The organism is Micromonospora sp. WMMD882, from assembly GCF_027497255.1.
Classification (GTDB): domain Bacteria; phylum Actinomycetota; class Actinomycetes; order Mycobacteriales; family Micromonosporaceae; genus Micromonospora.
This window is the reverse complement of the sequence record NZ_CP114903.1, coordinates 3,809,943-3,834,923: the sequence shown is the minus strand read 5'-3', so window position 1 is coordinate 3,834,923 and position 24,981 is coordinate 3,809,943. Positions and strand designations below refer to the sequence as shown.

The window sequence follows — 24,981 nt, the reverse complement described above, 5'->3', positions numbered from 1 at the left end:
GGCCGACCCGCCTCCACCCCATCCTGAGGAGTCACCATGTCGATCGACCCGACGACGAGTTTCCCCGACGACGACCAGCCGCCGACGGACCCCCGCCCCAACGGCGGCCCGCCGTCCGCGCCGTGGCGGTCGGCCGGGCCCCCGCCCGCCGACTCGACCCTCGGCGGGTACGGCGACCCCGTCACGCCCCCGTACGGGACCGCGCCCCCGCCCACCTCGCCGTACGGGACAGCGCCGCCCGCGTCCACGCCGTCGTACGGCACACCGCCTCCGCCGCCCCGGCCCGTGCCCACGCCGTCGTACGGGACGCCGCCCCCGCCGCCACCGCCCCCGCCACCGGGCGGGACCGGCCCCGGCGGCGGGACGGGGCGGCCCTACCCGGACGCGCACCAGCCGTCGCCGGGCGGACGCGCGCTGCCGGAGCCCGAGCCGCTGCCCATCCCGGTCGCCTCGGCCACCACCATGGGTCGGCGGGACCGGACCATCCGGATCGGGTTGTGGGGGGCGGGCCGGGCCGGCAAGAGCACCTTCCTCGCCTCGCTGCCGCTGGCGGCGATGCAGCGCAGCCACGACCGCTGGGTGGTGGCCGGCACGAACGAGGCCGCCGCCGAGTACCTCGGCCACACGGTGCACCGCCTCGCCGTGGAGCGGCGGTTCCCGCCGCCGAACCAGGCGAGCGAGCCGATCAGCTGGTCGTTCCACAGCAGCCCCGAGCCGTCCGGGCCGGGGTCGGGGCTGTGGTCGCGGCTGCGCCGCCCGGCCGCCGAGGAGGTCGACTTCGAGCTGGAGGATCCGCCCGGGGCGTGGTACCAGGCCGGGCGGATCAACCCGGTGGTGATCGACAACCTGGCCAACGCCGCCGGTCTGCTCTACCTGGTCGACCCACTGCACGACCCGGACAGCGACCCCAGTTTCCAGTTCTTCTTCCAGGCGTTGCAGTTCCTGACCACCCGGATGGCGGAGGCCGGTCAGCTACGCCGCGGCCGGCTGCCCCACCACCTGGCGGTCTGTGTGACCAAGTTCGACGACGAGCGGCTGTTCCGCCGTCTGGTCGCCGAGACGGACCTGGTCACCCAGGACCCGTACGAGCCCCGGCTGCCCCGGGTGCCGCAGGAACGGTCCGCCGAGTACTTCGACTGGGTCTGCGACCGGGTGCTGGGCAGCGGCGCGGCGATGGTCCGGGACGGCCTGCGCGCCTACTTCGACCCCCGCCGGGTGGCGTACTTCGCCACCTCGGCCGTCGGGTTCCGACTCAACCGCAACCAGGTCTTCGATTTCCGCGACTTCCGCAACATCGACAGCGACGACGGGGAGGTACGGCTCCGGGACCGGCCCCGCCCGATCAACGTCCTCGAACCGCTGATCTTCCTGGAGCGGCGGATCCGCGCCGAGCGGCAGCGGTAGGGGAACCCCGGTGCAGCCGACGCCGAACCGTCCCGCCCCACCCCCGGCCGCCGACTGGGCGCTGTTCAGCAAGGTGCCGGGACGCACCATGGACTACGACATCCTGGCCGGCAGCCTGCCGGCGGAGGAGGCGGTGTGGTTGGTCCGCGCCGGCCTCACCGGGCAACCGGACGGCCCGGCCGAGGGCCAGCCGGAGGAGCTGCCCTGGTTCACCTTCGTGGGCGGCCCGCCCGAGCAGCCGGCGAGCTTCACGGTCAGCGCGATGAGCTGGAGCGACGCCCGGGACGGCACGGGGCAGGTCATCGCGCCGAGCCGGCTGCTGCGCCTGCCGTGGCCGGTGGTCGCGCCGGCGACGCTGGGCTGTCGTGGCGCGGTGGCCCTGCTGGACGGGCTGGGCTGGCACCAGTTGACGGCCGGCCCGCCGGGCACCCACGACGGCCAGCCGACGCCGCTGCCCGATCTGCCCGCGGGCCGGCCCGAGGCGATGGCCGGCCTCGTCGAGGAGCTCGGCTTCGACTGGGTCGCCGGCACGGCCGCCGCCCTCCTCGACGGTGCTCAGGTAGTCGTCACCAGCGCCGGGCGGCTGCCGTCGCCGTACCAGCGGCTCGCCGTCGCCGACGCGATCTGCGCGCTGCTGCCGTACGCGCAACGGGCCCGGCTCAGCATCGCCACCTGGGCCAACCACCGGGTCCCGCACACCATCCGGTTGAGCTTCGCCGCCCGGGCCGCCGCGAACCAGACCGAGGCGTCCCTGGAGCCGAGGACACCGGCCGTTCCGGGCACCGCCGAGGGCCGCGCCTACCTGGAGACGCTGCACCGACTGCGCGACAAGGGATTCACCGTCGCCCAGATGGTCGGGCACCTGGCGCAGCAGCGGGACCCGGCGCTCTGCCCGGACGCCGTGGCGGCGCGGCTCGCCCTGCTCAACGTGGACCTGCCGGCGGCGGTGCACGAGGAGATCCGGGCCGGCACGGGCGTCCTCGACCGGGTGCGCTGGGTGCTCGACCACCTGGGCGGCTGGTCGGCGCTGCCCGATCCGGCGATGCGTCGCACGTACGGCCTGTTCCTGGGGGAGCAGGCGGCCGGCGGCCCGCGCCGTGACGACGCCGCCACGACGCTGGCGCTGTTCTGGAGCCCGGAGCTGGTCGGGCACCTGGCCGACCGGGCGGCCCCCGACCTGGCCGCCGGCTCGTTGACCCGGATCCAGGCGTGGCTGGCCGTCGAAGCCACCCGGCCGGCCCCGCAGCGCACCCTGCTGACCGAGGTGACGCACCGGGTCACCGGGCGGGAGTCGGTCCGCGCCCGGCAGGCCCTGATCGACCTGCTCGTGGTGGCCGACGCGGCGGACCCGGCGCACCGGCTGCTGCTCGACGACCCGACCCGGGGCGGCCCGCTGGTGCTGGCCGCCGCGGCCACCGAGACCGGCCCGCCCCGGATCAACCTCCTCGCCGACCAGTGGCAGCCCCTGCTGCCGGCGGCGCACTGGCTGCGGCCACTGCTCCTGGCGGCGGGCCGGGCCGTCCCGGTGTCGGCCGCCGACCTGGCGGAGCTGCGGTCCTGGCCGGCCGGCCCGGACGAGCTGGTCGCGTTGGCCCGAGGCAGCCGCGCCTGGCCGGCCCTGTTCGGCCCGCTGTGGCCGGTGCTGGCCGACTGGGCGGCCCGCCGGACGTCCGGCAGCGGGGAACCACGGGCGCTGCTGGCCGAGGCGGCCGGGACACGACTGGACGAGACCGCGCTCGCCCGCTACGACCTGGTCAACCTGCTGGCCACCGGCACCCTGCCGTACGCCACCGGGCAGGCTGTTCCGTTGCCGGCGGCGTACCAGGCGTCGTTCCGGGCCGGGTGGACCGGCCCGGAGCTCGCCCCGGCGCGGCGGCTGCTGGGGATCTCGCTGATCCGCGCGTTGACCGGCGAGGCCGCCGGGGTGGCGCACCTGCGCCTGCTGACCCACCTGGTCGACCTGGCGGAGCCGGACCTGCGGCGGGAGACCGCCCCGCACCTGCGGGCCCACCTGCGGCAGCACTCGGTGGACTGGCGACGGCTGGACCTCACCGACGAGTGGGCGCTGCTGGTCGGCGGGTGGGTGCCGGCGATCCGCGCGCTCGCCGAGCTGAGCCGCCGGGGCGCGGACGCCGGCACCCTCACCGAGCTGCGCGGCCGGGGCGCGGACACGGAGACGGTCGCCATCGCCTGCCTCGACGCGCTCGCCGCCGGGGCCACCCAGGAGGACGTGCTGGAGGCGCTGGGCCCGTGGCTGCACCGCCGCCACCCGGATCAGCTCGCCGACCTCCAGCTCCTGCTGCTGTTCCGGATGCGGGAGCCGGCCAACTGGCAGTTCGCGGAGCGCCTGCTGTGGCACCTGACCGCCCGGGGCGGCGTCGACCCGACCGCGCTGGTCACCACGCTCCGGGAGCGGAACCGCCTGGTGTCGTGGCTGGCCACCCGGGCCACCGAGCTGCATCCCCCGGCGGGCCCGCACCCGCCCGAGCCGGGCGACGGCCGCTCCGGGCTCGTCTCCCGCATCAACAGCATGTTCCGAGGGCAACCGAACGGACAGGACTCATGACCGACACACCATCCACCCGCCGCGCCCGTGCCGGGGCAGCCGCGCTGGCCGGGCTGCTGCTCGCCCCGGCCTGGACCGCCCCCAGCACCGCCTTCACCGCCGGGTCAGCCGCCACCGCTGTCCCCGTCGTCGCCGCGCCGGCCGCGCCGCCCAGCCGGGAGGAGGTCTTCGCCGACCTGCGGGTCGACCAGGTCGCGGCGGACTACGTGATCCTGGTCGACACGTCCGGGTCGATGGCGGCGGACAACCTCTACGGCAACGTCCGCCGGACCCTGCGGACGTTCCTGGCCGGGCTGAGCGGCAACGACCACGTGGCCGTCTACACCTTCGACAGCAAACCCACCCTGCGGTACGTGGGCCCGGCCGGGAACCCGGACCGGATGGTCGCCGGCCTGCCCGCCGGGCCGAACCCGTCCGGCGCGACCGACCTCGGCGCGGCCCTGCAACGGGCGGTCGAGGAGCTGGAACGCCCCGGGGCCGCCTCGGTCGCCTCGGTGGTGCTGCTCACCGACGGCGCCCACGAACCGCCGCGCGGCTCGGCGTACCCGGACGACAGCGGGCCGCCGTGGCGGGCCCTGGCGGCCCGGACGGCCCGGCTGGACGACCGGGTGGTGACCGGGTACGCGCTGCCGCTGCGCGGCGCGACCGGCGCCGGCCTGCTCGGCACGGTGCTGCCGCAGACCACCGAGCTGGACCCGACGTCGGTCGGTGAGCTGGGCCGCTACCTGGACCGGGCGAAGGCGGGCACCCGGTTGGCGAAGGCCCGGCAGGCGCTCGCCGGTGACGTCGGCAAGGGCGTGCGCGCCTCCTGGACCGTGCCCGCCGCCGTCGACCTGTCCACCGATCCCGGCCCGACGCCGGTGACGCTCACGCTGCGGTCCGAGACGACCCGGGCCCCGCTGACGGTACGTGGGCTGCGGGCCCGGGCGGACGACGGCGCGACCCTGACCGGGACCCTGCCCGACGAGGTCACCTTGCCGCCCGGCCAGTCGGTGTCGTTCGACCTGCGGTTGCGGTGGCGGCCGGACGCCGGGCCGGTGCCGTTCCGGGACGAGCGCGCCATCGCGCCCCGGCTGACCGTCGACGGGCAGGTCGACTCGCCGTGGGCCGGGCCGCTGGCCCCCGACGTCGCCCTGGAGACGCCGACGACGATCGTCGTCGAGCCGCCCCGGGTGCGCCTGACCACGGTGGTGGGCACCTGGGCCGCCCAGGTGGTCACCGTGCTGGCGGTGGCCCTGGTGGTCGCGGCGGTCCTGCTGGCGGCCTACCGGCGGCGACGGGCCCCGCTGTCGGGCACCCTGCTGGCGACGTCGCCCACCGACGGCGCGGAGCTGGGTCGGTTCCCGCTGCGCGGCCGGTCGGCCCGGCTGGCGGGCCAGCGGCTGCCGGGCCGCGCGTCGGTGGTGGCGCGGTCGGCGCAGGCCAGCTTCGCCAACCCCGACGGCGTCGAGTACGTGGTGACGTACCGCCGTGCCGCGCACCGGACCCGCAGCGTGTGCCCGCCGGGCGGCTCGGTCATGGTGAGCGGGGTGTCCTTCACCCACCTGCCGGCGGGCGGCCCGGCCGCGCCCCCGGTGAGCCGGGTCGGGGCGGACGTCGACGACGCGGCGTTCCCGCCCGCCGGGAGTTGACGGCGTGTTCGGCGGACTCCGGCGGTTCTGGGCCGCCGTCAAGGTCGGGGCCATCGAGCAGGGGGTCACCCGGGAGCTGACCCGGGCGGCGCTGCGGGGCGGCGACCTCCGCCGCCTCGACCGGGTGACCACCTACATCCTCGCCCACGTCGACGCGACCGCCCCCGATTCCCGCGAGGGGACCTGGTGGCGGCTCCAGGCGTGCACGGCGCTGATGATGTGCTACAAACGGCTGGGCGACCCGGCCGACCTGACCCGCTGGGACGAGGTCACCGCCGAGCTGCTGCGGATCTCGGACGCCGACGGTCAGCTCCGGCCGCTGGCCCTGATGCACCGGGCCATGGTGCTGCTGGCCCGCCACGAGCGTTCCGGGGAGCTGGCCGATCTGGACGCCGCCGTCGCGGCCGGGCGCGGGTACGTCACCGGGCCGTGGCCGGACCTGCCGTACCTGCCCGAGCTGCGGGTGATGGACGGGCCGCTCCTGGGAATGGCGCTCGCCGCCCGCTACCTCCTGGCCGGCGACCCGGCCGACCTCACCGAGGCGATCACCCACCAGGAACGCTCCCTGGCGGCGGCGCCCGCCGGCCACGGGGACCGGCCGGTGCTGCTGTCCCAGCTCGGCAACAGCCTGCGGATGCGGTACGAGAGGTTCGAGGACCCGGCGGACCTGGACCGGGCCGTGGCCCTCTGCCAGCAGGCCGCGGACCTGATCGGCGACGGCTACCTGGAGGCCGCGGCGATCCTGTCGAACCTGGCGATCGTGCTCACCCTGCGGGGCCGCCGCGACGGCAGCCCGGACGACCACGCCGCCGCCGTCACGGCGGCCCGGCGCTCGCTGGCCGTCGTCACGCCCACCCACCCGCAGTACCCCATCCTCGTGTCGCACGTCAACGCCGCGCTGATGACGGCGGCCCTCGACGACGGCCGGCTGGAGACCCTCGACGAGGCGATCGACCTGTGCCGGGAGGTGCTCGGCTCGATTTCCGCCCACTCTCCGGTCCGCGGCGCCTTCCTCACCAACCTCGGCACCACGCTCTCCGTCCGCTACGAGCGGACCGCCGTGGCGGCCGACGCGGACGAGGCGGTGGCGGCCTGGCGGGAGGTGACCGGGATGCCCGGCGTGCCCGCCCAGATGCGGCTCGACGCCGCCCAGAAGTGGGGCATGCTGGCCGCCGAGCGGAAACAGTGGGAGTCCGCCCTCCAGGGGTACGAGCGTGCCGTCGCGGAACTGTCCGCCGTGGCCTGGCCCGGCCTGGCGCGCGGCGACCAGGAGACCGCCCTGGCCCGCCGGGCCTGGGTCGGGCTGGCCTGTGACGCCGCCGCCTGCGCGGTGCACGTGGGTCGGCCGGAGCAGGCGGTGCGGCTGCTGGAGCACGGCCGGGCGGTGCTGTGGTCCCGGCAGGTGACCGACCGGGCGGAGCTGGACCGGCTCGCCGGGCAGGACGCCGAGCTGGCCGGCGAGTTGACCACGCTGCTGACCGAGCTCGACGGCGACGGACCGGGCCGGCCGCAGCCGGCGGACGATCCCGCCGCCGAGCGGGTCCGCCGGTCCCGACGGCTGACGGAGCTCCTGGCCAGGGTGCACGCGCTCGACGGTTTCGAGTCGTTCCTCGCGCCGCCGACACTCGACCGGGTACGGGCGGCGCTGCCCGCCGACGGTCACGTGGTCGTGGTCAACTTCAGCCGCTGGCGGCGCGACGCCCTGGTCGTCTCCGCCGACGGGGTGCGGGTGGTGCCGCTGCCGAAGCTGGGCTTCGAGGAGACGCTGGACACTGTCTTCGCCGACCTGACGCCGGTGCTCGGCACGGAGACCCGGGACCTTCCCGGCGCCTCCGGCCGGACCCGCCCGGACGCCGCCGGGCTGGACCCGCTGCTGCGGTTGCTGTGGGACAGCATCGCCGAGCCGGTCCTGGACGCGCTCGGCCTCGGGCCGCGCGAACGGCCGGCGGACCCGACCGGGGCGCCCCGGATCTGGTGGTGCCCGACGAGCGTGCTCACCATGGTGCCGCTGCACGCGGCCGGTCACCACGACCCGACCGGCCGGGCCGAGGGGCGCAGCGTCCTCGACCGGGTGGTGTCGTCGTACACGCCGACCCTGGGCGCGCTGGTCGCCGGCGGACCGCGACCGACCGGCGGGTCGGGTGGGCGGGACCGGTTGTTGCTGGTGGCGATGCCGGAGACCCCCGGGCACGACCAGCCGCTGGCGGTCGCCGAGAGGGACGTGCTGACCGCGCTGCTGCCCGGTCGGGTGACCCCGCTGGAGGGGCCGCGGGCCACCGTCGACGCGGTGCGCCGGGCGCTCGCCGACCACGACTACGTGCACTTCGGCTGCCACGGCCGGCAGGACCTGGAACACCCGGCCACCGGCGGGTTGCTGTTGCACGACGGCACGCTGACCGTCGCCGACATGGTGGGCCGGCGGGGGACCGGTGAGCTGGCGGTGCTGGCGGCGTGCCGTACGGCCACCATCGGTCTGGCCAACATCGACGAGGTGGTCAGCCTGGCCAACGCGCTGCGGTACGGGGGGTTCCGGCACGTGGTGGGCACCCTCTGGTCGGTCGGTGACCTGCCGGCCGCGGCGGTCGCGGCGGGCGTGTTCGAGGGGCTGACGCCGTTGCGGGCCGCGCCGGGGCGGGCGGTCGCCGACGCCCTGCACGTCACCGTCCACGCGCTGCGCGACGCCGCCCCGACCGGTGACCACTGGGTGCCGTTCGTCCACATCGGCGAGTGAGGCGGGCCGGCGGGGTGAGCCACGCCGGCGGGCGAGCCGGTCGGCAGCCACGCCGGCGGGTGGACCGCGTCGGTGGGTGGACCGTGCCGGTCAGCGGCCCTGGTGGACGAAGCCGGCCCAGGCCACCGGGTCCACCGGGCCGGCGGGCAGGTGCCGGCGCAGCGCCTCCGGCATCGAGGCCGGCGGCTCGCGGCGCGGCCCCGCCAACCAGAGCTGGGCGGCCCGCAGCGCGTCCGCCGGCCGCAGGCCCTCCTCGGTGAGGTGGTGGTGGAACAGGAACATCAGCACCGACGTCGCCGCGTCCGGCACGCTCCACTGGGTGCTCAGCACCGACCGGGTGTGGTGCGCGAGGAAGAGGGTGGCGAGGCTGAACGCCTCGTCGTAGCCGTACCCGGAGACGCCGCTGCGGCAGGCGGCCAGCACCGCCAGGGCCACCGGGCGGGCCGCGCGGGCGGTCAGCAGCCGGGCCAGCTCCTCCGCCGCGAGCCGTTCCCCACCGGCGAGCAGCAGGTACGACGACTCGCCGGTGGTGACGTCGGCGGCCCGGACGACACCGTGGCAGGCCAGGTGCAGCAGGCCCCCGCCGGTCGGGTCGGCCAGCCAGTCGACGACCTGCGCCCGGCTGCCCGGCCCGTCGGCGGCGGTCGTCCCGTCGGCGGCCCGGCCCACGTACCGGGCCGTCGGGTGGAAGACGTCCCGTACGGCCAGCGCCTCGGCACGGGCCGCCGGCAGGTCGCCGGCCGTCCCGGCGGTGTCCGGGTCGCCGACGACGAGGCCGCCGTCACCGAGCGGCGCGGGTCCGCCCCAGGCCGCCGCGCAGAACAGTCGGGCCGAGGCGGCGTACGAGAAGACGGCCCGGCTCAGCGCGTACTCGACGCGGCCGGCGACCTGCCGGCGGGCCGCGTGCCACGGCACCCGGGCCAGCTCCCGCACCGGGACCAGCACCAGCCGGGCCGGCCGCTGCCCGGTCGCGCCGAGCCGGTCGAGCAGCGGGCCGACGGCGACCTGCCACGCCCAGTCGCAGACGCCGTCCCACCGGGCCCCACCGCCGGCCGAGGGGAGGTCCCGGGCCGCGTCCCCGGTCAGCGTGGTGACCCGGCGCTCGGCTTCCGCGCAGGCGGCGGCGGTCAGGCCGGGCAGCGGGATCCAGTCCGGCACGTCGGTGGCCGGGATCAGCACCGCCGCCCCGATCCCCTGGTCGCCGGGGGCCAGGTAGACGAGGGCGTCCACGCCGAGGGCGAGCAGCGCCGCCCGGATCTCGTGCGGCGTCGGCGGGTCGAGGAGCCGACCGGTGCCGCTGTCCGGGCTGCCGGTGACCGTGCCGACCTCGTCGACCGGGATGCCGGTGACCGCGCTGAGCGCCCGTAGCCGCAGCTCGGTCGGCACCTCGTCGGGCCCGTGCCGGGCCACCGCCGCGCGCCACCGCCCGGCCAGCTCCTCCTCGCCGCGCTCGGTGAGCTGGGTGGCGAGGTCACGGGTGACCGTCGCCGCGTGGATCATCAGGCCGCGTCCCGCTTCCAGGGCGGTCGCGGCGGCGGCCGGCTCGTTGTCGGCCAGGCACCAGCGGGCCACGTCCAGGGCGTCGTCCGCGGCCTGCCGGGCGACCTGGTACGTCCGGGTGGTGCCGGCCTGCACGAGCGCGTTCCAGGCGTGGCCGCGCAGCCCGCCCAGCGCCACCTCGCGGCCCCGGTCGCGCTGTCCGGCGCTGCGGTAGGCGTGGGCGAGCGGGTTGGCGGCCATCGTCCACACCCAGTTCGCCGTGCCGCCGGTGCTCCGGCGGGCGCCCTCCAGCAGCCGGATCGCCTCGGCGCGGTCCTCGACCGCGCCGGTGACCTCCCACCGGCGCAGGTACGCGGTGCCGGCGCCCATCAGCCGGTGGGTGTGCCGGGCGTCGTGCGGCGGGGTCAGCCGGGCGGCCTCCCGCAGGTGCCGCACCGCCTCGCCGAGCAGGCCGGCGTCGTCGGCGCCGACCATCAGCTCGGCCGTGCCCAGCGAGGACAGCAGCGTCGCCCGGTGCGGGTCCGGCAGGCCGGGTTTGCGGAGCTCGTCGCGCAGGGCGTCGATCCGCAGCCGGGAGGTCGTCGCGTCAGACGCGGACGGGTCCGCGTCCGGCATCGGCACCAGGGCCGCCGCCACCATCGCGCGGAGCCCGGCGCCGCCGGCCCGGTCCAGCTCGGCCGGCGGCACCGCGTCGATCTCGGCGAGCAGCCGGCGCAGGGCGGCGTCGGTCTCGTCGGGGTCGCCGGTCGCCGCGGCCCGCTGGGCGGCCAGCAACGCGGGCATCAGCCGCGCGCCGGCGGACCGCCGCAGGCGCGGCTGACCGAGGAGCCGGATCACCGCGGCGAGCGCCTCGTCGAAGCCGGACAGGTCGTGGTCCTGCTGGGCCCGCAGGTGGGTCAGACCGACCCGGGCCGAGTCCAGCATCGTCGCGTACGGCTGCCGGCCGCCGACGATCGCGGTGAGCCGGTCCAGCTCGGCCAGCGCGGCGTGCGGGGAGAAGCCCGGCGCGCCGTGCTGGCCGGCGCGCAGCAGGTCCAGCGAGGTCACGGCGGCCCGCACGTACGGCCACTGGGGCAGCGGGTACGGGTCCTGGTCGGCGACGGCGGCCCAGGCGTCAGCCCGCACGATGGCGTCGGCGGTCCGCAGCCGGCCGGCCTGGAGTTGCAGGGTGACCAGGACGGCCGCCAGGCGGGGCCGGCCGGGCAGGTCCTCCGGCAGGGCGGCGAAGTCGGCGAGCGCGGCGGTGAGCTGGTCGACGTCACGGCCCCCGGTCTCGTACCCGACCACCCGCAGCCAGCAGCGCGCGTACACCAGCGGGGGTCGTTGCGGCGGCGGCAGCGACCCGATCACCTCGCTCAGCCGGTCGACGGCCGAGGAGGACGCGGTCACCGGCTCAGCCACCTGTCTGCGCGCACACCCGGACCTGACGGACGGCGGTTCCGCCCGCCGGGACGGGCCGACGCCAGCCGCGCACGCACGGTCGCCGGACGGTAGCCTTGCGCGCATGTCGGGGGGGTTCGATGGGGGGATCGTCGGGCGTGCCGACGAACTGCGCCGGCTGCACACGCTCGTCGACGGGCTCGCCGCCGGGCGGGGCGGGCTGGCCTGGGTCGAGGGCGGGCCCGGCATCGGCAAGTCGGCGCTGCTGGACGCGGTGACCGCCCGGGTGGTGGCGTCCGGTGGCGGGGTGGCCCGGGGCGCGGGGGACGAGCTGGTGCAGCCGTTCCCGTTGCGGCTGATGGCCGACTGTCTCGACGTGTCCGGGCGGGCGGCGGACCCGGCGGTCGTCGAGATCGCCCGGCTGCTGCGCGGCGAGACGGGCGGGTCCGGGGCGGCCGATCCGGTGCTGGCGGCCGGCGAGCGGATGCTGGAGCTGGTGGACCGGCGGTGCGGGGGCGGCCCGCTGGCCCTGGTCGCGGAGGACCTGCACTGGGCGGACGAGCCGAGCCTGCTGCTGTGGGGCCGGCTGGCGCGGGCGGTGGACCAGATCCCGCTGCTGCTGGTGGGCGCGGCCCGGCCGGTGCCGTACCGGGCGACGGTGGCGCGACTGCGTGAGCTGGTCCACCGGCGCGGCGGGGAGGTGGTCGTCCTGGACCGGCTCGCCGACGACGACGTGGCCGAGCTGGCCCGCCGGGCCCTGGCCGCCGGGCGGGGGCGGCCGGCCGGGTCGTCGGGCCCGGCCCCGGGGCCGCTGCTCCGCGCCGAGCTGGCCCGGGCCGGCGGCAATCCGCTCTACGCGCGGGAGCTGGTCGACGCGTTGGCCCGGGACGGGCTGCTCCGGGTCACCGACGGGGTCGCCGAGTTCCACGGCCGACCCGGGGCGGTGCCGGAGTCCCTGGCGGTGGCGATCGGCCGACGGTTGCGGTTCCCCAGCGCCGACACCGTCGACACGCTGCGGATCGCGGCGCTGCTCGGCAACGACTTCGACCTGGACGAGCTGGCCATCGGGTCGGGTCGTTCGGTGGCGGAGCTGTCCGCCGTGGCGGAGGAGGCCATCACGGCGGGCGTGGTGCGCGCCGCCGGGGCCCGCCTGGCGTTCCGGCACGAGCTGATCCGGCAGGTCCTGGTGGGTCAGGCGGCGCCCGCGACCCGGTACGCGCTGCACCGGCACCTGGCCCGTGAGCTGGCCGCCGCCGGTCGGGGCGTGGACGTGGTGGCCCGGCACCTGCTCGCCGTCCCGCACGGGGTGGACGGCTGGGCGGCACGCTGGCTGGCCGAGGCGCCGGAGGGGATGCTGTACGCGGTGCCGCAGGCGGCGGCGGAGCTGCTGGCCCGGGTGTTGGAGTCGGTGCGGCCCGGTGACCCGTCGTGGGCGGCGTTGGCGGCCCGCGCCGCGCGGGCGCAGTTCTGGCTGGGACGTGACGAGGAGGCCGCCCGGCTGGCGTGGAGCGTCGCCCGGCACGGCGGGGACGCCGACCGGGCGACCCGGATGACGATCCTGACGTTGCGCGCGGCCGGCCGGGCGGGGCGGCTGCCGGAGGCGGTGGAGGTGGCCCGGGAGCCGGTCGACGGGTCGGCCCCGACGGCGAGCCGGGCCACGCTGACCGCCTGGCGGGCGGTGACGCTGGCCACCGCCGGTCGCGCCGCCGAGGCGGAGACGCTGGTCGCGGAGGCGCTGACGGTGGCCGAGCGGTCCGGCGACCCGCTCGCCGTGGGGTACGCGCGGCACGCGGCGACGCTGGTCGGTGACCCGGCCACGGCGGTGGCGCACATCGACGTGGCGCTGGCCGGGCTCGGTGACGACCCGGAGGCGACGGACCTGCGGCTGCTGCTGGCCAACAACCGGCTCACCTACCTGGCGGTGCTCGGCCGCTGGGACGAGGCGGTGGCCTGCCTGCCGCCGGCGTTGGTGCTGGCGGAGCGGGCGGGCAGTTTCCGGGGGGCCGGGTTGCAGGCGACCGCCGCGGAGGTCTGCTACATGCGTGGCGCGTGGGACGAGGCGTTGGTGCACCTGGGCGGGGTCGACCCGGAGTTCCTCGGCAACGTGTCCAACCTGAACGCCGCCGCGCTCGGCGCGTTGATCGCGTTGCGCCGGGGCGACCGGGGCGCGGCCGAGACGTACCTGCGGGCGGCCGGTCCGCCCGGTCAGGGTGGCCCGGCGAACTGGCGGGTCACCGCCGCGTGGGCGTTGCGCGCGGAGGCCGCCGGGGACGTCCCGCGTGCCGTGGAGCTGATGTCCGGCTGGCTGGGGCGCTCGCCGGTGCAGGGGCAGCGGACCCGGTGGGAGATGATGCCGGACCTGGTCCGGTTGGCGCTGTCCGTCGGTGACCGGGCCACCGCCGAGGCCGCCGCCGACGCCTGCCGCGCGGACGCCGCCGCCCGTGGCGGCGGGGCCGCCGGTGGCGGCGCGGACGGTGTGGCCGCCGGTGGCGGCGCGGACGGCGTGGCCGCCGGTGGCGGCGCGGACGGCGTGGCCGCCGGTGGCGGCGCGGACGGCGTGGCCGGGGCCGCCGCCCGGGGCGGCGTGGCGGCCGACCCGGCGGTCGTGTGCTGCCGGGCGCAGCTCGACGACGACCCGGACGCGCTGCTGGTCGCGGCGGCCGACTACCGGCGGGACGGCTGGCCGGCGCAGGCGGCGCTGGCCCTGACGGAGGCGGCGGCGCGCTTCGCCGGGCAGGGGCGGACCGTGCCGGCCCGGGCCGCGCTGACCGACGCCGTGCGCGGCTACGCCGACCTGGGAGCGGAGTGGGACGCGCGGCGGGCGGAGGCGCGGCTGCGCCCGTACGGGGTGCGGCGGGGACCGCGCAGCGCGCACCGGCGCAGCAGCAGCGGCTGGGAGGCGTTGACCCCGGCGGAGACGCGGATCGTGGAGCTGGTGGCGCGGGGAATGTCCAACCCGGACATCGCCGGTGAGCTGTTCCTGTCCCGGCGCACCGTGCAGACGCACGTGTCCAACATCCTCGGCAAGCTGGGCCTGCACTCCCGGCTGGAGATCATGCGGGCGGTCGGCAGCCGGTAGCCGTAGGGAGATCAATCTCAATACCTACGTACCGCAGCCGATGTCTCCGCCGTACGTCACGGGCGAGGCTCGTCCTGTCGCATACCGTTCCAGGAGGAGGACGACACCGATGTCTGGTGTGGGAAGAGCGTGGCCCAAGCGGGTCGTGTCGGCGTTCGCGGTGCTGGTCGCCGCGGTGGCCGGCACGCTCGTCGTGCCGCCCGGTCCGGCGCAGGCCACGAGCGCCAGTGAGAACTACCGGACCCTGGGGCAGACCAACAATCCGGACTGGATGAGCTGGGTCCCCGACAACACGAGCCTGGGCAGACTGTCCGTCCCGGGCACCCACGACACCCTGTCGATCCACGGCGGCGACATGGTGCAGACCCAGGAGGACTACGGCAACAGCGGGGCCACCATGGCCGCCCAGCTCGACGCGGGCGTCCGCGCGATCGACATCCGGGTACGGGTCGTCGGTGAGCACTTCACCGTCCACCACGGGGCGTACTACCAGCACGCCAACTTCTCCGACGTGCTGTCGGTGCTGGCGTCGTTCCTGGCCAGTCACCCCACCGAGACCGTGCTGATGAACCTGAAGGCCGAGTGCACCGGCGAGCTGGGCTCCTGCACCGACGACCCGGACAACGGCGCCGACGGCCGGCGGCAGGTCCTCGACTCGTACCTGGCCAACGACCCGAACCGGAACGTGTTCTACGCCCCGACGGTCACCGGCGCCGGCCCGGCGGCGATGCCGACCCTCGGCGCGGTACGGGGCAAGGTGGTGCTCACCCGGTTCGTCGGCGCGTTCGGCGGCATCTACGGCGGGTACGGGCTGTCGCAGCTCGTCGACAGCGGAGCGGAGCAGTACATCCAGGACGAGTACCACGTTCCCACGATCTTCGACATCGACGACAAGTGGAACAAGGTCCGCGCCCACCTGGACACCACGAACGCCGGCCCGGCCGACGCCATGTACATCAACTACACCAGCGGGGCGAGCACCGGCGCGTACCCGTACACGGTGGCCGGCGGCACCGGCCTGGACTCCGTACGCGGGGTCAACTGGTTCGCCATGCGCCACCTGTTCGACGGGAACGCGCAACGTACCGGGGTGGTCATGATGGACTTCCCCGGCGCGGCGCTGATCGACGTGATCATCTCGCACAACTACCGCCTCGCCACCTGGGGCGGCGGCGTGGCGGCGAGCGCGTCGCACACCCTGAAGAACATCGTCCGGGCCTCCGGCGGCAACGCCGAGGAACGCAACGACCAGGTACGCACGTTCCTGACCCACGTCGCGCCGGGGGTGCTCTGGCACACCGCCGTGGTCAAGTCGGCGTACGGCTTCGACATCGCCTCGGACGGCATCGTGGTCGACGCCGGTGAGGTCGGCGACTACCGCATCCTGGCCTGGACCAGCGAGCTGAGCACCAGCGGAACCAGCGAGGCCGCCGTCCAGGCGGTGGTGGACCCGCTGGTCGGCGGGCTCTCCGGCGGCAACGGGGACCGGGCCGGCGCGGTCGCCGCGGCGCTGCGCGCCCAGTTCCCGAACCAGTCCTGGTCGGTGGTGCTGCGGCAGGGCGACGGCGGCTTCCAGAACTGGACCACCTCCACCTACGGCGTGTCGTACAAGGCGACCGCCGGGGACCGCGCGTACCTCGCCCTGGGCGTCGACAAACACGAGGACGCGCTGCCCGACCCGGGCGCGCCCGGCCAGCGGATCGCCTACTACACGAGCTGGTCGGTGTACGGCAACGCGTTCTACCCGAAGCACCTGGACACCAACGGCAGCGCCGCCAAGCTGACCACCCTGATGTACGCCTTCCAGAACATCGACCCGGTCAACCTGACCTGCATGGCGGCGAACAAGTCGGGCACCACCGACGACAACGACCCGGACGGCAACGACGGGGCCGGGGACGCCTGGGCCGACTACCAGATGGGGTTCACCGCCGACAAGAGCGTCGACGGGGTGGCCGACACCTGGGCGCAGCCGTTGAAGGGCAACTTCAACCAGCTCAAGAAGCTGAAGGCGAAGCACCCGCACCTGAAGGTGCTGGTGTCGATCGGCGGCTGGACGTACTCGAAGTGGTTCTCCGACGCCGCCGCGACGCCCGCCTCCCGGCAGAAGTTCGTCAGCTCCTGTATCGACATGTTCATCCGGGGCAACCTGCCGCAGCTCGGCGACGATCCGGCCGGCGGGACGGGCGCGGCGGCCGGCGTCTTCGACGGCATCGACATCGACTGGGAGTTCCCCGCCGAGCAGGCCCGGCCCGGCAACCACTACGGCCCGCAGGACACCGCCAACTACACGGCGCTGCTGGCTGAGTTCCGCAGCCAGCTCGACGCCCTCGGCGGGACCCGCAAGATGCTCACCGCCGCCGTCCCGGCCGGGCCGGGCGCGATCGACAAGCTCCAGGCGCCGCAGGTCGCGCAGTACCTGGACTTCGCCAACGTCATGTCGTACGACATGCACGGCACCTGGGAGACCGCCGGCCCGACCAACTTCCAGGGCCCGCTGTACGACTCGCCGAGCAGCCCCGCGTACGGCGGCGGCCTGACCGTCGACGACGCCATCCAGAAGTACCTGGCCAACGGCTTCCCGGCGAACAAGCTCACCATGGGCGTGCCGTTCTACGGGCGCGGCTGGACGGGCGTGCCGGCCGGCAACAGCAACGGCCTGTACCAGTCGGTGACCGGCCCGACGGCGGCGTTCCCGTACTCGCTGGCCCCGGGGGTCGCCATGTACAAGGAGCTGGCGGCGGCCGGCAAGCTCGGCAACGTCCACTTCGACCGGGAGACGAAGGGCGCCTGGGTGCACGACGGCACCAACTTCTGGTCCATCGAGACCCCGCAGTCGCTGCTGGCGAAGCGCCGCTACATCAAGACCCACGGCCTGGCCGGAGTGATGATCTTCTCCCTGGAGAGTGACGACCCCGGCACCACCCTCCTCAACGCCGCCACCGGCATGTAGACCGCCCCGGGGCTCCGGCCCGCTGGGCCGGTCGGGCTGGGCCGGTCGGGCTGGGCCGGTCGGGCTGGGCGCCGCCACATCAAGGATGTGGCGGCGTTCAGCCGTGCTGAACCCGCATCTTCCTGGATATCGGAGGACCGGATCGCCGCAGGGGCCGCCCGACCCGGAGGGCGGGGAAGGGCTCAGCCCCGCCCTGGCGCGACGTCGTCGAGGACGGCTGCCAGCGCCTCCGCGATCAGGTCGGGCAGCTCGCTGCGGCCGTCGTCGGCCGCCCACCGCACCAGCGCGGTGTGCATGGCGGCCAGGCAGGCGCTGGCCGCCGCCGCGGCGCGGAACGCCTGATCCGGGCCGGCGGCCTCCGCTCCGAGCCCGTCCACGATGGCCTGTTGCAGCACGTACTGGTTGTCCAGGTGCCGGGCGCGCAGGGCGGGCGTCGAGATCATCAACCGGAGGCGGGCCAGCAGGAACCCGTCGTCGCCGGCGGTCAACGTCCGCGCCGATTCGACGAGCGCGCTGCCGACGCGGCGCGCGAGGGGCTGCCCGGCCGGCGTCGCGGCGATCCGCTCGGCGAGCAGCGGGCCGTTCTGGTCCACAAGGACGAGGTCCTCCTTGGTCGGGAAGTGCCGGTACACCGTCATCGGCGACACGCCCGCGGCCTCGGCGACGTCGTTCACGGTCGTCCGGTCGTACCCGCGCTCGACGAACAACCGCACCGCGTGCCGCTGGATCGCGCGCTGCGTCTCGGCCCGTCGTCGCTCCCGCAGTGTCGATTGCCGCTCGCTCATGTGTTAGACACTAACGTAGTGATAGTGACTAACATTCAGGGAGTGACTAACATGACGAGCGACCTCAGCGGCAGGACCGCCCTGGTGACCGGCGCGTCACGCGGCATCGGGCAGGCCGTCGCGATCCGGCTGGCCGCGCGCGGAGCGGTCGTCGTCGCGCACTTCGACACCGACCGGGACGGCGTGACGGCGACGGTCGACCAGATCGAACGGGACGGTGGCACGGCGTACGCCGTCGGCGCCCGACTCGGCGTGGACGGCGACGTCGAGACACTGTTCGCCGGAGTCGAGGCCAGCCTGGCCGGGCGGCCACTCGACATCCTCGTCAACAACGCGGCAGCCCCACCCGCCGGCCCGCTCGGCGTCACCACCCGGGCCGCCTTCGACCACCTCTTCGCGGTCAACGTACGAGCGCCGTACTTCATCATCGAGCGGGCCCTGCCCCTGTTCCGCGACGGCGGTCGGATCATCACGATCTCGTCCGTGGCGACCCGGATGGCCAACGCCACCCAGACCTCGTTCGCCATGACCAAGGGCGCGGTCGAGACGATGACCCTCACCCTGGCCAACCAGCTCGGCGCCCGGGGCATCACGGTCAACGCGGTCGCGCCCGGCGCCACCCGGACCGCGACCAACGGGCCGGTCTTCGAGACCCCGGGCCTGGCCGCGCTGATCACCGGAATGACGGCGCTGGACCGGCTGGGTGGGCTCGGTGACGTCGCCGACGTGGTCGCGTTCCTCGCCAGCGACGCCGCGCGCTGGGTCACCGGCCAGGTCGTCGACGCCAGCGGCGGCCTGTTCCTCGGCCCACGCGCCTGATCCCACCCAGTGCCCTGCGACCAGCAACTCCCGCCCGCGCCGGCTCCCGCCCGCGCCGGCTCCCGCCCGCGCCGGCTCCCGCCCGCGCCGGCTCCCGCCCGCGCCGGCTCCCGCCCGCGCCGGCTCCCGCCCGCGCCGGCTCCCGCCCGCGCCGGCTCCCGGCGGCTTCCGCTCCCGGCGCCACATCCAGGATCTGGCGGTGTCCAGCAGGGCGGAAGCCGCTACATCCTGGTTCTGGGGGGCGGGCCAGGTCGGGCGGGTCGGGTCGGGCGGGTCGGGGTGGGGTGGGGTGGGCGGGGTGGTTTGGTGGGGCGGTCAGCAGGCGCAGGTGGGGGTGGTCGGGGGCGCGGTGAGGGCGTCGACCGGGCGGCGGCGCGTGCCGGAATCGGTGCGCACCGGCAGGCCCTCGCGCACCCAGTACTCGAAGCCGCCGATCATCTCCTTCACCGGGTAGCCGAGCCGGGCGAACGCCAACGCCGCCCGGGTCGCCCCGTTGCAGCCGGGCCCCCAGCAGTACGTCACCACCGTCGCGCCGGCCGGCACCAGCTCGCGCACGCGGCGCTGCGGGCCCAGCTCGCCATGCCCGGCGCCTGGCTGGAGGCGTGTCGGGATCCGGGCGGTGGGCAGGTGCACCGCGCCGGGCAGCCGGCCCCACGCCCACGCCTCGTCACCGCGGGTGTCCACCACCACCAGGCCGGGCACGCCGGCCGTCAGGTCCGCGTACACGTCACTGACGTCCGTCTCGACGGACAACCGGGCGGCGAAATGGGCGGCGGCCTGCTCCGGCGGGGCCGGCGGCACCATGAGTACGTGCGACATGCCGACGATCCTGCGGCCGGCGCGCCCGGTCGGGCCAGTGGCGGCCACGCCACCCTTGGCTAACATCCCGCCATGTCGACACACACCGTGTCCGTCCTCGCGTTCGACGGCATGTCCGCGTTCGAGACCGGCATCGTCACCGAGGTGTTCGGCCTGCCCCGCCCCGAGTTCGACCCACCCTGGTACGAGCTGACCATCTGCGCCGAGACCCCCGGCCCGGTACGTGTCCTCGGCGGCGCCACCCTGCACACCCCGTACGGCCTGGAGGTCTTCGCGGCGGCCGGCACGGTGGTCGTGCCCGGCGTGCCGGACGTCACCGCCGACCCGTCCCCCGGCCTGGTCGCCGCCCTGCGCCGGGCGCACGCGCGCGGCGCGCGGATCATGTCGATCTGCTCGGGCGCGTTCGCCCTGGCCGCCGCCGGCCTGCTCGACGGCCGTCGGGCCACCACCCACTGGCGGTACGCCGACCAGTTGCGCCGCCGCCACCCGACCGTCACCGTCGACCCCGACGTGCTCTACATCGACGACGGCAACGTGCTCACCAGCGCGGGCAGCGCCGCCGGCCTGGACCTGTGCCTGCACGTCGTCCGGCGGGACTTCGGCGCGGCCATCGCCAACGCGGTCGCCCGCCGCCTGGTGATCCCACCGCACCGGGACGGCGGCCAGGCGCAGTTCGTCGAGGCCCCGGTGACCGACGACCCCGACGACGACCGGATCGCCCGCAGCATGGCCTGGGCGCTGGCCCACCTCGCCGAGCCGATCACGGTGGACGTGCTGGCCCGGCAGGCGCGGATGTCGGCCCGCAGTTACCTGCGACACTTCCACCGGGCCACCGGCGACACCCCGATCCGCTGGCTGATCGACCGGCGTGTCCAGGCCAGCCTCGCCCTGCTGGAGACCACCGACACCCCCGTCGAGCAGATCGCCCGCGCGGTCGGTTTCGCCAGCCCGGTCACCTACCGCCACCACTTCACCCGCGCGGTCCACACCTCCCCCTCCGCCTACCGCCGTACCTTCCACAACACCGTGCCCACACCCCCTGAGTAGGATCGCGACTCGATGGTCAGCAGAGTCCACTGTGGTGGAACAATGTGGGGCGAGGACAGGCGCAGACCGTGACGCCATGGAACGGATCCGATCGGGCGCGCGCATCCGGGCAGAACCATGCTTGTCGCGCTTCGCCCAGCGCGCTCACTACTGATTGATCGAACGGCAGCAGGGGAGGCTTGCAACGGTGAGGCCGGAAGACGCGGCGCCATGCCGCCACGCGGGAGCGCCACCGCAACAGATCGTGCAGAGGGTGAGCGCGCTGATTCAGCAACTGGCCACGGAGAGTGATCTCCTGGCTCGTCATGGGCTGACCGTGGAGGAGTACCGCGACGCCTTGCCTGCGGCAGTCGAAGCAGCTCGGGGCAGCATGAGCGCGAGCAATTCCGACCGCCGCCAGTTCCTGCTGAGCGTGTTGGAGGCACTGCAAGAGGCGGGCCTGGCGCAATCCGTCACCAAACCGCAGTACGGCGATGACACCGTGTACCGGCTCTCGGTCGCGGGCATCGGCAATGTCGCGATCATCCAGAAGGGGTGTCCGGACGGGGCGCACAGCAGCGTGCGCTGGTCGGTCCCGGATTGGGCCCAGGAGACCTACCTCTGGTGGCTCTGCCCGAGCCTGAACGCGGAACCTGGTGAGCACATCGCCAAGGGATCCAATCGACTGCGCGGGCGGTTCTTCGATGCGGCGGCGCCTGGAACGCTCGACGGCGTCATCTTCCACAACGATCTCTGCGGCACGTCCCGGCGTCGCTGCCCGAAGGAGGCGCACGCCATCCAGATCGGAGCCCATCTGGTGCCACCTCCGTGCATCTACGTGATGCCGGACCGGCAACCCACCACCAGCCAGGCAAGCGGGGCGGCCGAGTGGAACTGGGACGGCAGGACGCAGAGGCTCTTCCCCGGGATTCTGCTGAGCCTCTTCGGTATCAGCGAGCAGACGTTGCCGACGTACGTCGGGCACGTCGGGTTTCAGCGTAAGGGCGGCACCGTCCGGACGACCATCTCAGCTAGATTCGGTCTCGGCCGCTCTGCCACCTACAGGAGTTGATCTGGTTGCCCAATCCGATGCTGGACCAGGACCGTGTGGCGCTACTGCAGGCGCGGGAGCCGATCCGCCACGTGCTCGTTCCAGCCTGGCCCCGCGCACAGAAGGAACTCCCTCAAGTCGAGGTCGAGGTCTCCTGGGTGCGCTTCTCCACGCTCAACCACCGGACACGTGCCGAGCAGCATCGTGAGATGCACCTGACCAACCAGCCGGACCTCTTTAAAGCCGATCCTTTGGGCCCTGCTGCCCAGGAAGCGCAGTATCGCATCCTCAGAAGCCAGGAAGGGTTCAAGGAGCTAAAGGACGATCTTCGTGAGCGGGGTCAGCAGGAGCCGGCCATTATCACAGCGGAAGGCGTTCTGATCAACGGCAACCGTCGCACGGCCGCGCTCCGATCGCTCTACCAAGACGACGACTGGGCTGGGGCACGCTATGTCCAGTGTCTGGTTCTGCCGCAGGACGCGCAGCAGGAGGAGCTCGTTGACCTGGAGGCGGAGCTCCAGGTAGCCCGTGACTTCAAGCAGGAGTACTCCTGGATCAACGAGGCTTTCCTGATCGAGGAGCTGTACGACCGGGAAGGCAAGGACTGGACGCGGGTTGCTCGCCGCATGCACCGCACCCCCGTCGACGTACAGGCCCTCCACGCCAAGCTTCAGCAGGTGCACCAACTGGTGGACCTAGCCCACGGGGCGCGATTGCATGTCGACTTCGTCGCCAACGAGTCTGCCTTCGACGAGCTGGCCAAGCACATCAAGAACAAGGCGCCGGCCGAGGCGGACAGCGTCCGGTCGACGTACTTCCTCGGCACCCTCGCCAATGTCGAGTACCGCAAGCTGCGACACCTGCGCCGCCCCGACGCGGCGGCTCTGGTCCGGCGGGAGATCGAACGGGACCCCGCACTCAAGCCCGTGATCGAGGCGGCGAGCTCCGTAGCCCTGGGCGGTGAGGACGGCGACCTGCTGGACGACCTGCTTGGCGAGGTCCCGCCAGCACAGCCGTTGAACGACCTTCTCGGGCTCGTGGCTTCCCGAACCCCGGACCAGAGCCTGCCACTCGGTGACGGTGCCATGGTACCCGCGCGTCAGGTGCTCAGCTCCCTCCGCAGCGCGATCACCGCTGCGGCCGACGACGCTGAGGAGGAGGCACGCGATCAGTCGACGGCGAAGGCGCCGCTCGTGCACGCCGACAAGGCGATCGGCGAGCTGAGGCGCGTCCTCAAGAATCTGCCGAGCGCGCGGACCCGAGCTGACTGGGACGCGTCCGGCTTCGCCGACAGGGTCATCGAGATCAAGCGGCTGCTCGAAGCAGTCGAGGGCGCATCGGCGTGATCGTCGCCGAACTGTACAAGCGGGGCCGCCCGCTCGTTGTCGCCTCCCGGCAGGAGCCAGCCGCAGCAGGAGCCTGGGCGCGCCTCCAGACCGTGATGGCGCGTGGCATCGTCGGTGGCGCCGCCGACCGAATCGACGTCCGGGTGGATGTCTTCCTCGCCGAGTTGGCAGCCTTACGCGAAGTTCGCACGATCTTCAAGGAGCAGGTCAAGCTCGGCGCGACGCTGCAGGAGCAGATCCGGTCACTCATCGAGGACCAGAAGCGCCGCGAGCGCGCCGCCTCCGGCTCCCCGCCGCCGACCGCCGAGGCGTTGACACAGGATCTGGCGGCTGCGGGTTTCCGACGCGAGCTACGCAGCTTCCAGTTGGAGAACCTGGCGCTGATTCGGCAGTTGCCCCATGGCGCCGACTTCTCGGTGCCAGGGGCGGGTAAGACCACAGTCGCCCTGGCCAATCACACGTTGGCGCGAGCTCAGGGCGAGGTCGAACAGTTATTGGTGATCGCGCCTCTTGCTGCGTTCGAGGCGTGGCGTGAGGACACGGCGGCCTGTTTTGAACGCCCCCCGGGCATCACCATCCATCGGGGAGCGTCGCCGATCGCCAGCAGCGTGGAAGTGCTGATTACCAACTACAACCGGGTCGCCTCTGACTATGACCGCATCCGTGAGTATGTCGGACGGCGGCCGACACACGTCGTTCTCGACGAGGCCCATCGAGTCAAGCGTGGGGAGCTCGGCGTGCATGGCCGTGCGGTGCTTGACCTGGCATACGCCGCGCGCCGTCGCGATATCCTGACCGGGACTCCGGCACCGCAGGGAGCGTTCGACCTGATCGCGCTCATGCGCTTCCTCTATCCTGGCCAAGACCACAAAATCCTGCCCGCAAGCGCCTATAACGAGCGGGCTGGACGCGACGACGACGTGTTGCGCGAGACCAGCGCGGCCATCCAACGCTACTTCGTACGGACACCCAAGTCACGCCTCGGTCTACCGGGGACCACGTTCGACGTCGTCACGCGCCCGATGAGCCCGATTCAGCAGGCCATCTATGACGCCCTCTTAGGCCGCTACCGTGGCGAGTTCGAGCTGGATCGCCCAGCCCGCAGGCAGTTCGACCGGCTCGGCCGAGTCGTCATGTACCTACTCGAAGCAGCGACCAATCCCATGCTTCTTGTCGCCGGCTCCGATGAAGCCGACGAACGCGGCTTCATGCACCCACCGCTCGCTCTCAAGGGTGGCGAGCCGCTGGCCGAGTTGCTGGCGCGCTACCGCGACTACGAGGTGCCCTGGAAGTACCAGCATGTTGAAGCGCTGGCCGAGCAAGCCCGGGAACGCGGAGAGAAGGTCGTCGTTTGGTCCACGTTCGTCCGCAACATCCGCTCGCTCGCCACCCACCTCAGTCGCTATTGTCCGGCGATCGTCCACGGCGGTGTGCCGACCCAGGACAACGCGCCGGTCGGAGCGCTGACCCGGGAGGCAGAGCTTGACAGGTTCCGGCACGATCCCGACTGTCACGTCCTGCTGGCCAATCCAGCAGCCTGCGGCGAAGGAATAAGTCTGCACCACTGGTGCCACCACGCTATCTACCTCGACCGCACCTTCAACGCCGGCCACTACCTGCAGAGCCAGGATCGCATCCACCGACTCGGACTTGACCAGAACGTGCTGACGCGCTTCACGCTGCTGCTGAGCCAGGAGAGTATCGACGAGACCGTCAACTCTCGGCTGCGGGAGAAGATCGTCGCGCTTTCCGCGCTGATGAACGATCGCGGACTGGTGAGGGTCGCTCTCCCCGAGCCGGACGAAGGCACGCTTGATCAGCCAGCGGTGGCGGATGACGTGCAGGCCGTCCGATCGCATGTCAAGGCACGACTCAATGGTGCCTAGCCATG

The 24,981-nt window shown here is 74.2% G+C and carries 14 protein-coding genes; 11 read left to right on the top strand and 3 right to left on the bottom strand.

What is annotated here, in order from left to right; translation table 11 throughout:
* Window positions 1-36 precede the first annotated feature (36 nt).
* The 4 genes from O7606_RS15980 to O7606_RS15965 are packed head-to-tail and all read left to right on the top strand — an operon-like array spanning window position 37 to window position 8,332.
* Window positions 37-1,404 carry a hypothetical protein gene (locus O7606_RS15980; protein WP_281594824.1) on the top strand — a complete coding sequence of 456 codons (1,368 nt, stop codon included), beginning with the start codon at window positions 37-39 and terminating at the stop codon, window positions 1,402-1,404.
* A 10-nt stretch (window positions 1,405-1,414) separates the two neighbouring features.
* Window positions 1,415-3,970: a hypothetical protein gene (locus O7606_RS15975; protein ID WP_281594823.1), complete on the top strand. Its 2,556-nt coding sequence runs from the start codon at window positions 1,415-1,417 to the stop codon at window positions 3,968-3,970.
* Window positions 3,967-5,601 (top strand): vWA domain-containing protein, encoded by a 1,635-nt coding sequence (locus O7606_RS15970; protein ID WP_281594822.1) that lies wholly within the window; start codon window positions 3,967-3,969, stop codon window positions 5,599-5,601. The genes O7606_RS15975 and O7606_RS15970 overlap by 4 nt, the downstream gene beginning before the upstream one ends.
* A gap of 4 nt (window positions 5,602-5,605) precedes the next feature.
* Window positions 5,606-8,332 (top strand): CHAT domain-containing protein, encoded by a 2,727-nt coding sequence (locus O7606_RS15965; RefSeq protein WP_281594821.1) that lies wholly within the window; start codon window positions 5,606-5,608, stop codon window positions 8,330-8,332.
* Window positions 8,333-8,422: 90 nt separating this feature from the next.
* Here O7606_RS15965 and O7606_RS15960 read toward each other — a convergent pair whose 3' ends face one another.
* The gene (locus tag O7606_RS15960; RefSeq protein ID WP_281594820.1) at window positions 8,423-11,221 is read right to left on the bottom strand and encodes a CHAT domain-containing protein; all 2,799 of its coding nucleotides are present in this window, start codon (window positions 11,219-11,221) and stop codon (window positions 8,423-8,425) included.
* A 115-nt stretch (window positions 11,222-11,336) separates the two neighbouring features.
* Here O7606_RS15960 and O7606_RS15955 point away from each other — a divergent pair, with 115 nt between their 5' ends.
* Complete coding sequence (locus tag O7606_RS15955) at window positions 11,337-14,291, top strand: LuxR family transcriptional regulator (RefSeq protein WP_281594819.1); 2,955 nt, start codon at window positions 11,337-11,339, stop codon at window positions 14,289-14,291.
* Window positions 14,292-14,400: 109 nt separating this feature from the next.
* Window positions 14,401-17,244 carry a phosphatidylinositol-specific phospholipase C domain-containing protein gene (locus O7606_RS15950; protein ID WP_281594818.1) on the top strand — a complete coding sequence of 948 codons (2,844 nt, stop codon included), beginning with the start codon at window positions 14,401-14,403 and terminating at the stop codon, window positions 17,242-17,244.
* A 182-nt stretch (window positions 17,245-17,426) separates the two neighbouring features.
* Here O7606_RS15950 and O7606_RS15945 read toward each other — a convergent pair whose 3' ends face one another.
* Window positions 17,427-18,029 carry a TetR/AcrR family transcriptional regulator gene (locus O7606_RS15945; RefSeq protein WP_281594817.1) on the bottom strand — a complete coding sequence of 201 codons (603 nt, stop codon included), beginning with the start codon at window positions 18,027-18,029 and terminating at the stop codon, window positions 17,427-17,429.
* A gap of 51 nt (window positions 18,030-18,080) precedes the next feature.
* Between O7606_RS15945 and O7606_RS15940 the strand changes: the two genes are divergently transcribed.
* The gene (locus O7606_RS15940; RefSeq protein WP_281594816.1) at window positions 18,081-18,848 is read left to right on the top strand and encodes an SDR family oxidoreductase; all 768 of its coding nucleotides are present in this window, start codon (window positions 18,081-18,083) and stop codon (window positions 18,846-18,848) included.
* Between the two features lie 315 nt (window positions 18,849-19,163).
* Here O7606_RS15940 and O7606_RS15935 read toward each other — a convergent pair whose 3' ends face one another.
* Window positions 19,164-19,667 carry a rhodanese-like domain-containing protein gene (locus O7606_RS15935; protein WP_281594815.1) on the bottom strand — a complete coding sequence of 168 codons (504 nt, stop codon included), beginning with the start codon at window positions 19,665-19,667 and terminating at the stop codon, window positions 19,164-19,166.
* A gap of 72 nt (window positions 19,668-19,739) precedes the next feature.
* Here O7606_RS15935 and ftrA point away from each other — a divergent pair, with 72 nt between their 5' ends.
* The 4 genes from ftrA (at window position 19,740) to O7606_RS15915 (ending at window position 24,976) form a co-directional block, all read left to right on the top strand.
* Window positions 19,740-20,714 (top strand): transcriptional regulator FtrA, encoded by a 975-nt coding sequence (ftrA, locus tag O7606_RS15930; RefSeq protein WP_281594814.1) that lies wholly within the window; start codon window positions 19,740-19,742, stop codon window positions 20,712-20,714.
* Window positions 20,715-20,967: 253 nt separating this feature from the next.
* On the top strand, window positions 20,968-21,765 hold the full coding sequence (locus O7606_RS15925; protein ID WP_281594813.1) for a hypothetical protein: 798 nt from the start codon (window positions 20,968-20,970) through the stop codon (window positions 21,763-21,765).
* 5 nt (window positions 21,766-21,770) lie between these two features.
* Window positions 21,771-23,090 (top strand): ParB/RepB/Spo0J family partition protein, encoded by a 1,320-nt coding sequence (locus O7606_RS15920; RefSeq protein ID WP_281594812.1) that lies wholly within the window; start codon window positions 21,771-21,773, stop codon window positions 23,088-23,090.
* A complete protein-coding gene (locus O7606_RS15915; RefSeq protein ID WP_281594811.1) occupies window positions 23,087-24,976 on the top strand; it encodes a DEAD/DEAH box helicase in 1,890 nt (629 codons plus the stop codon). The genes O7606_RS15920 and O7606_RS15915 overlap by 4 nt, the downstream gene beginning before the upstream one ends.
* The last annotated feature ends 5 nt before the right edge of the window (window positions 24,977-24,981 follow it).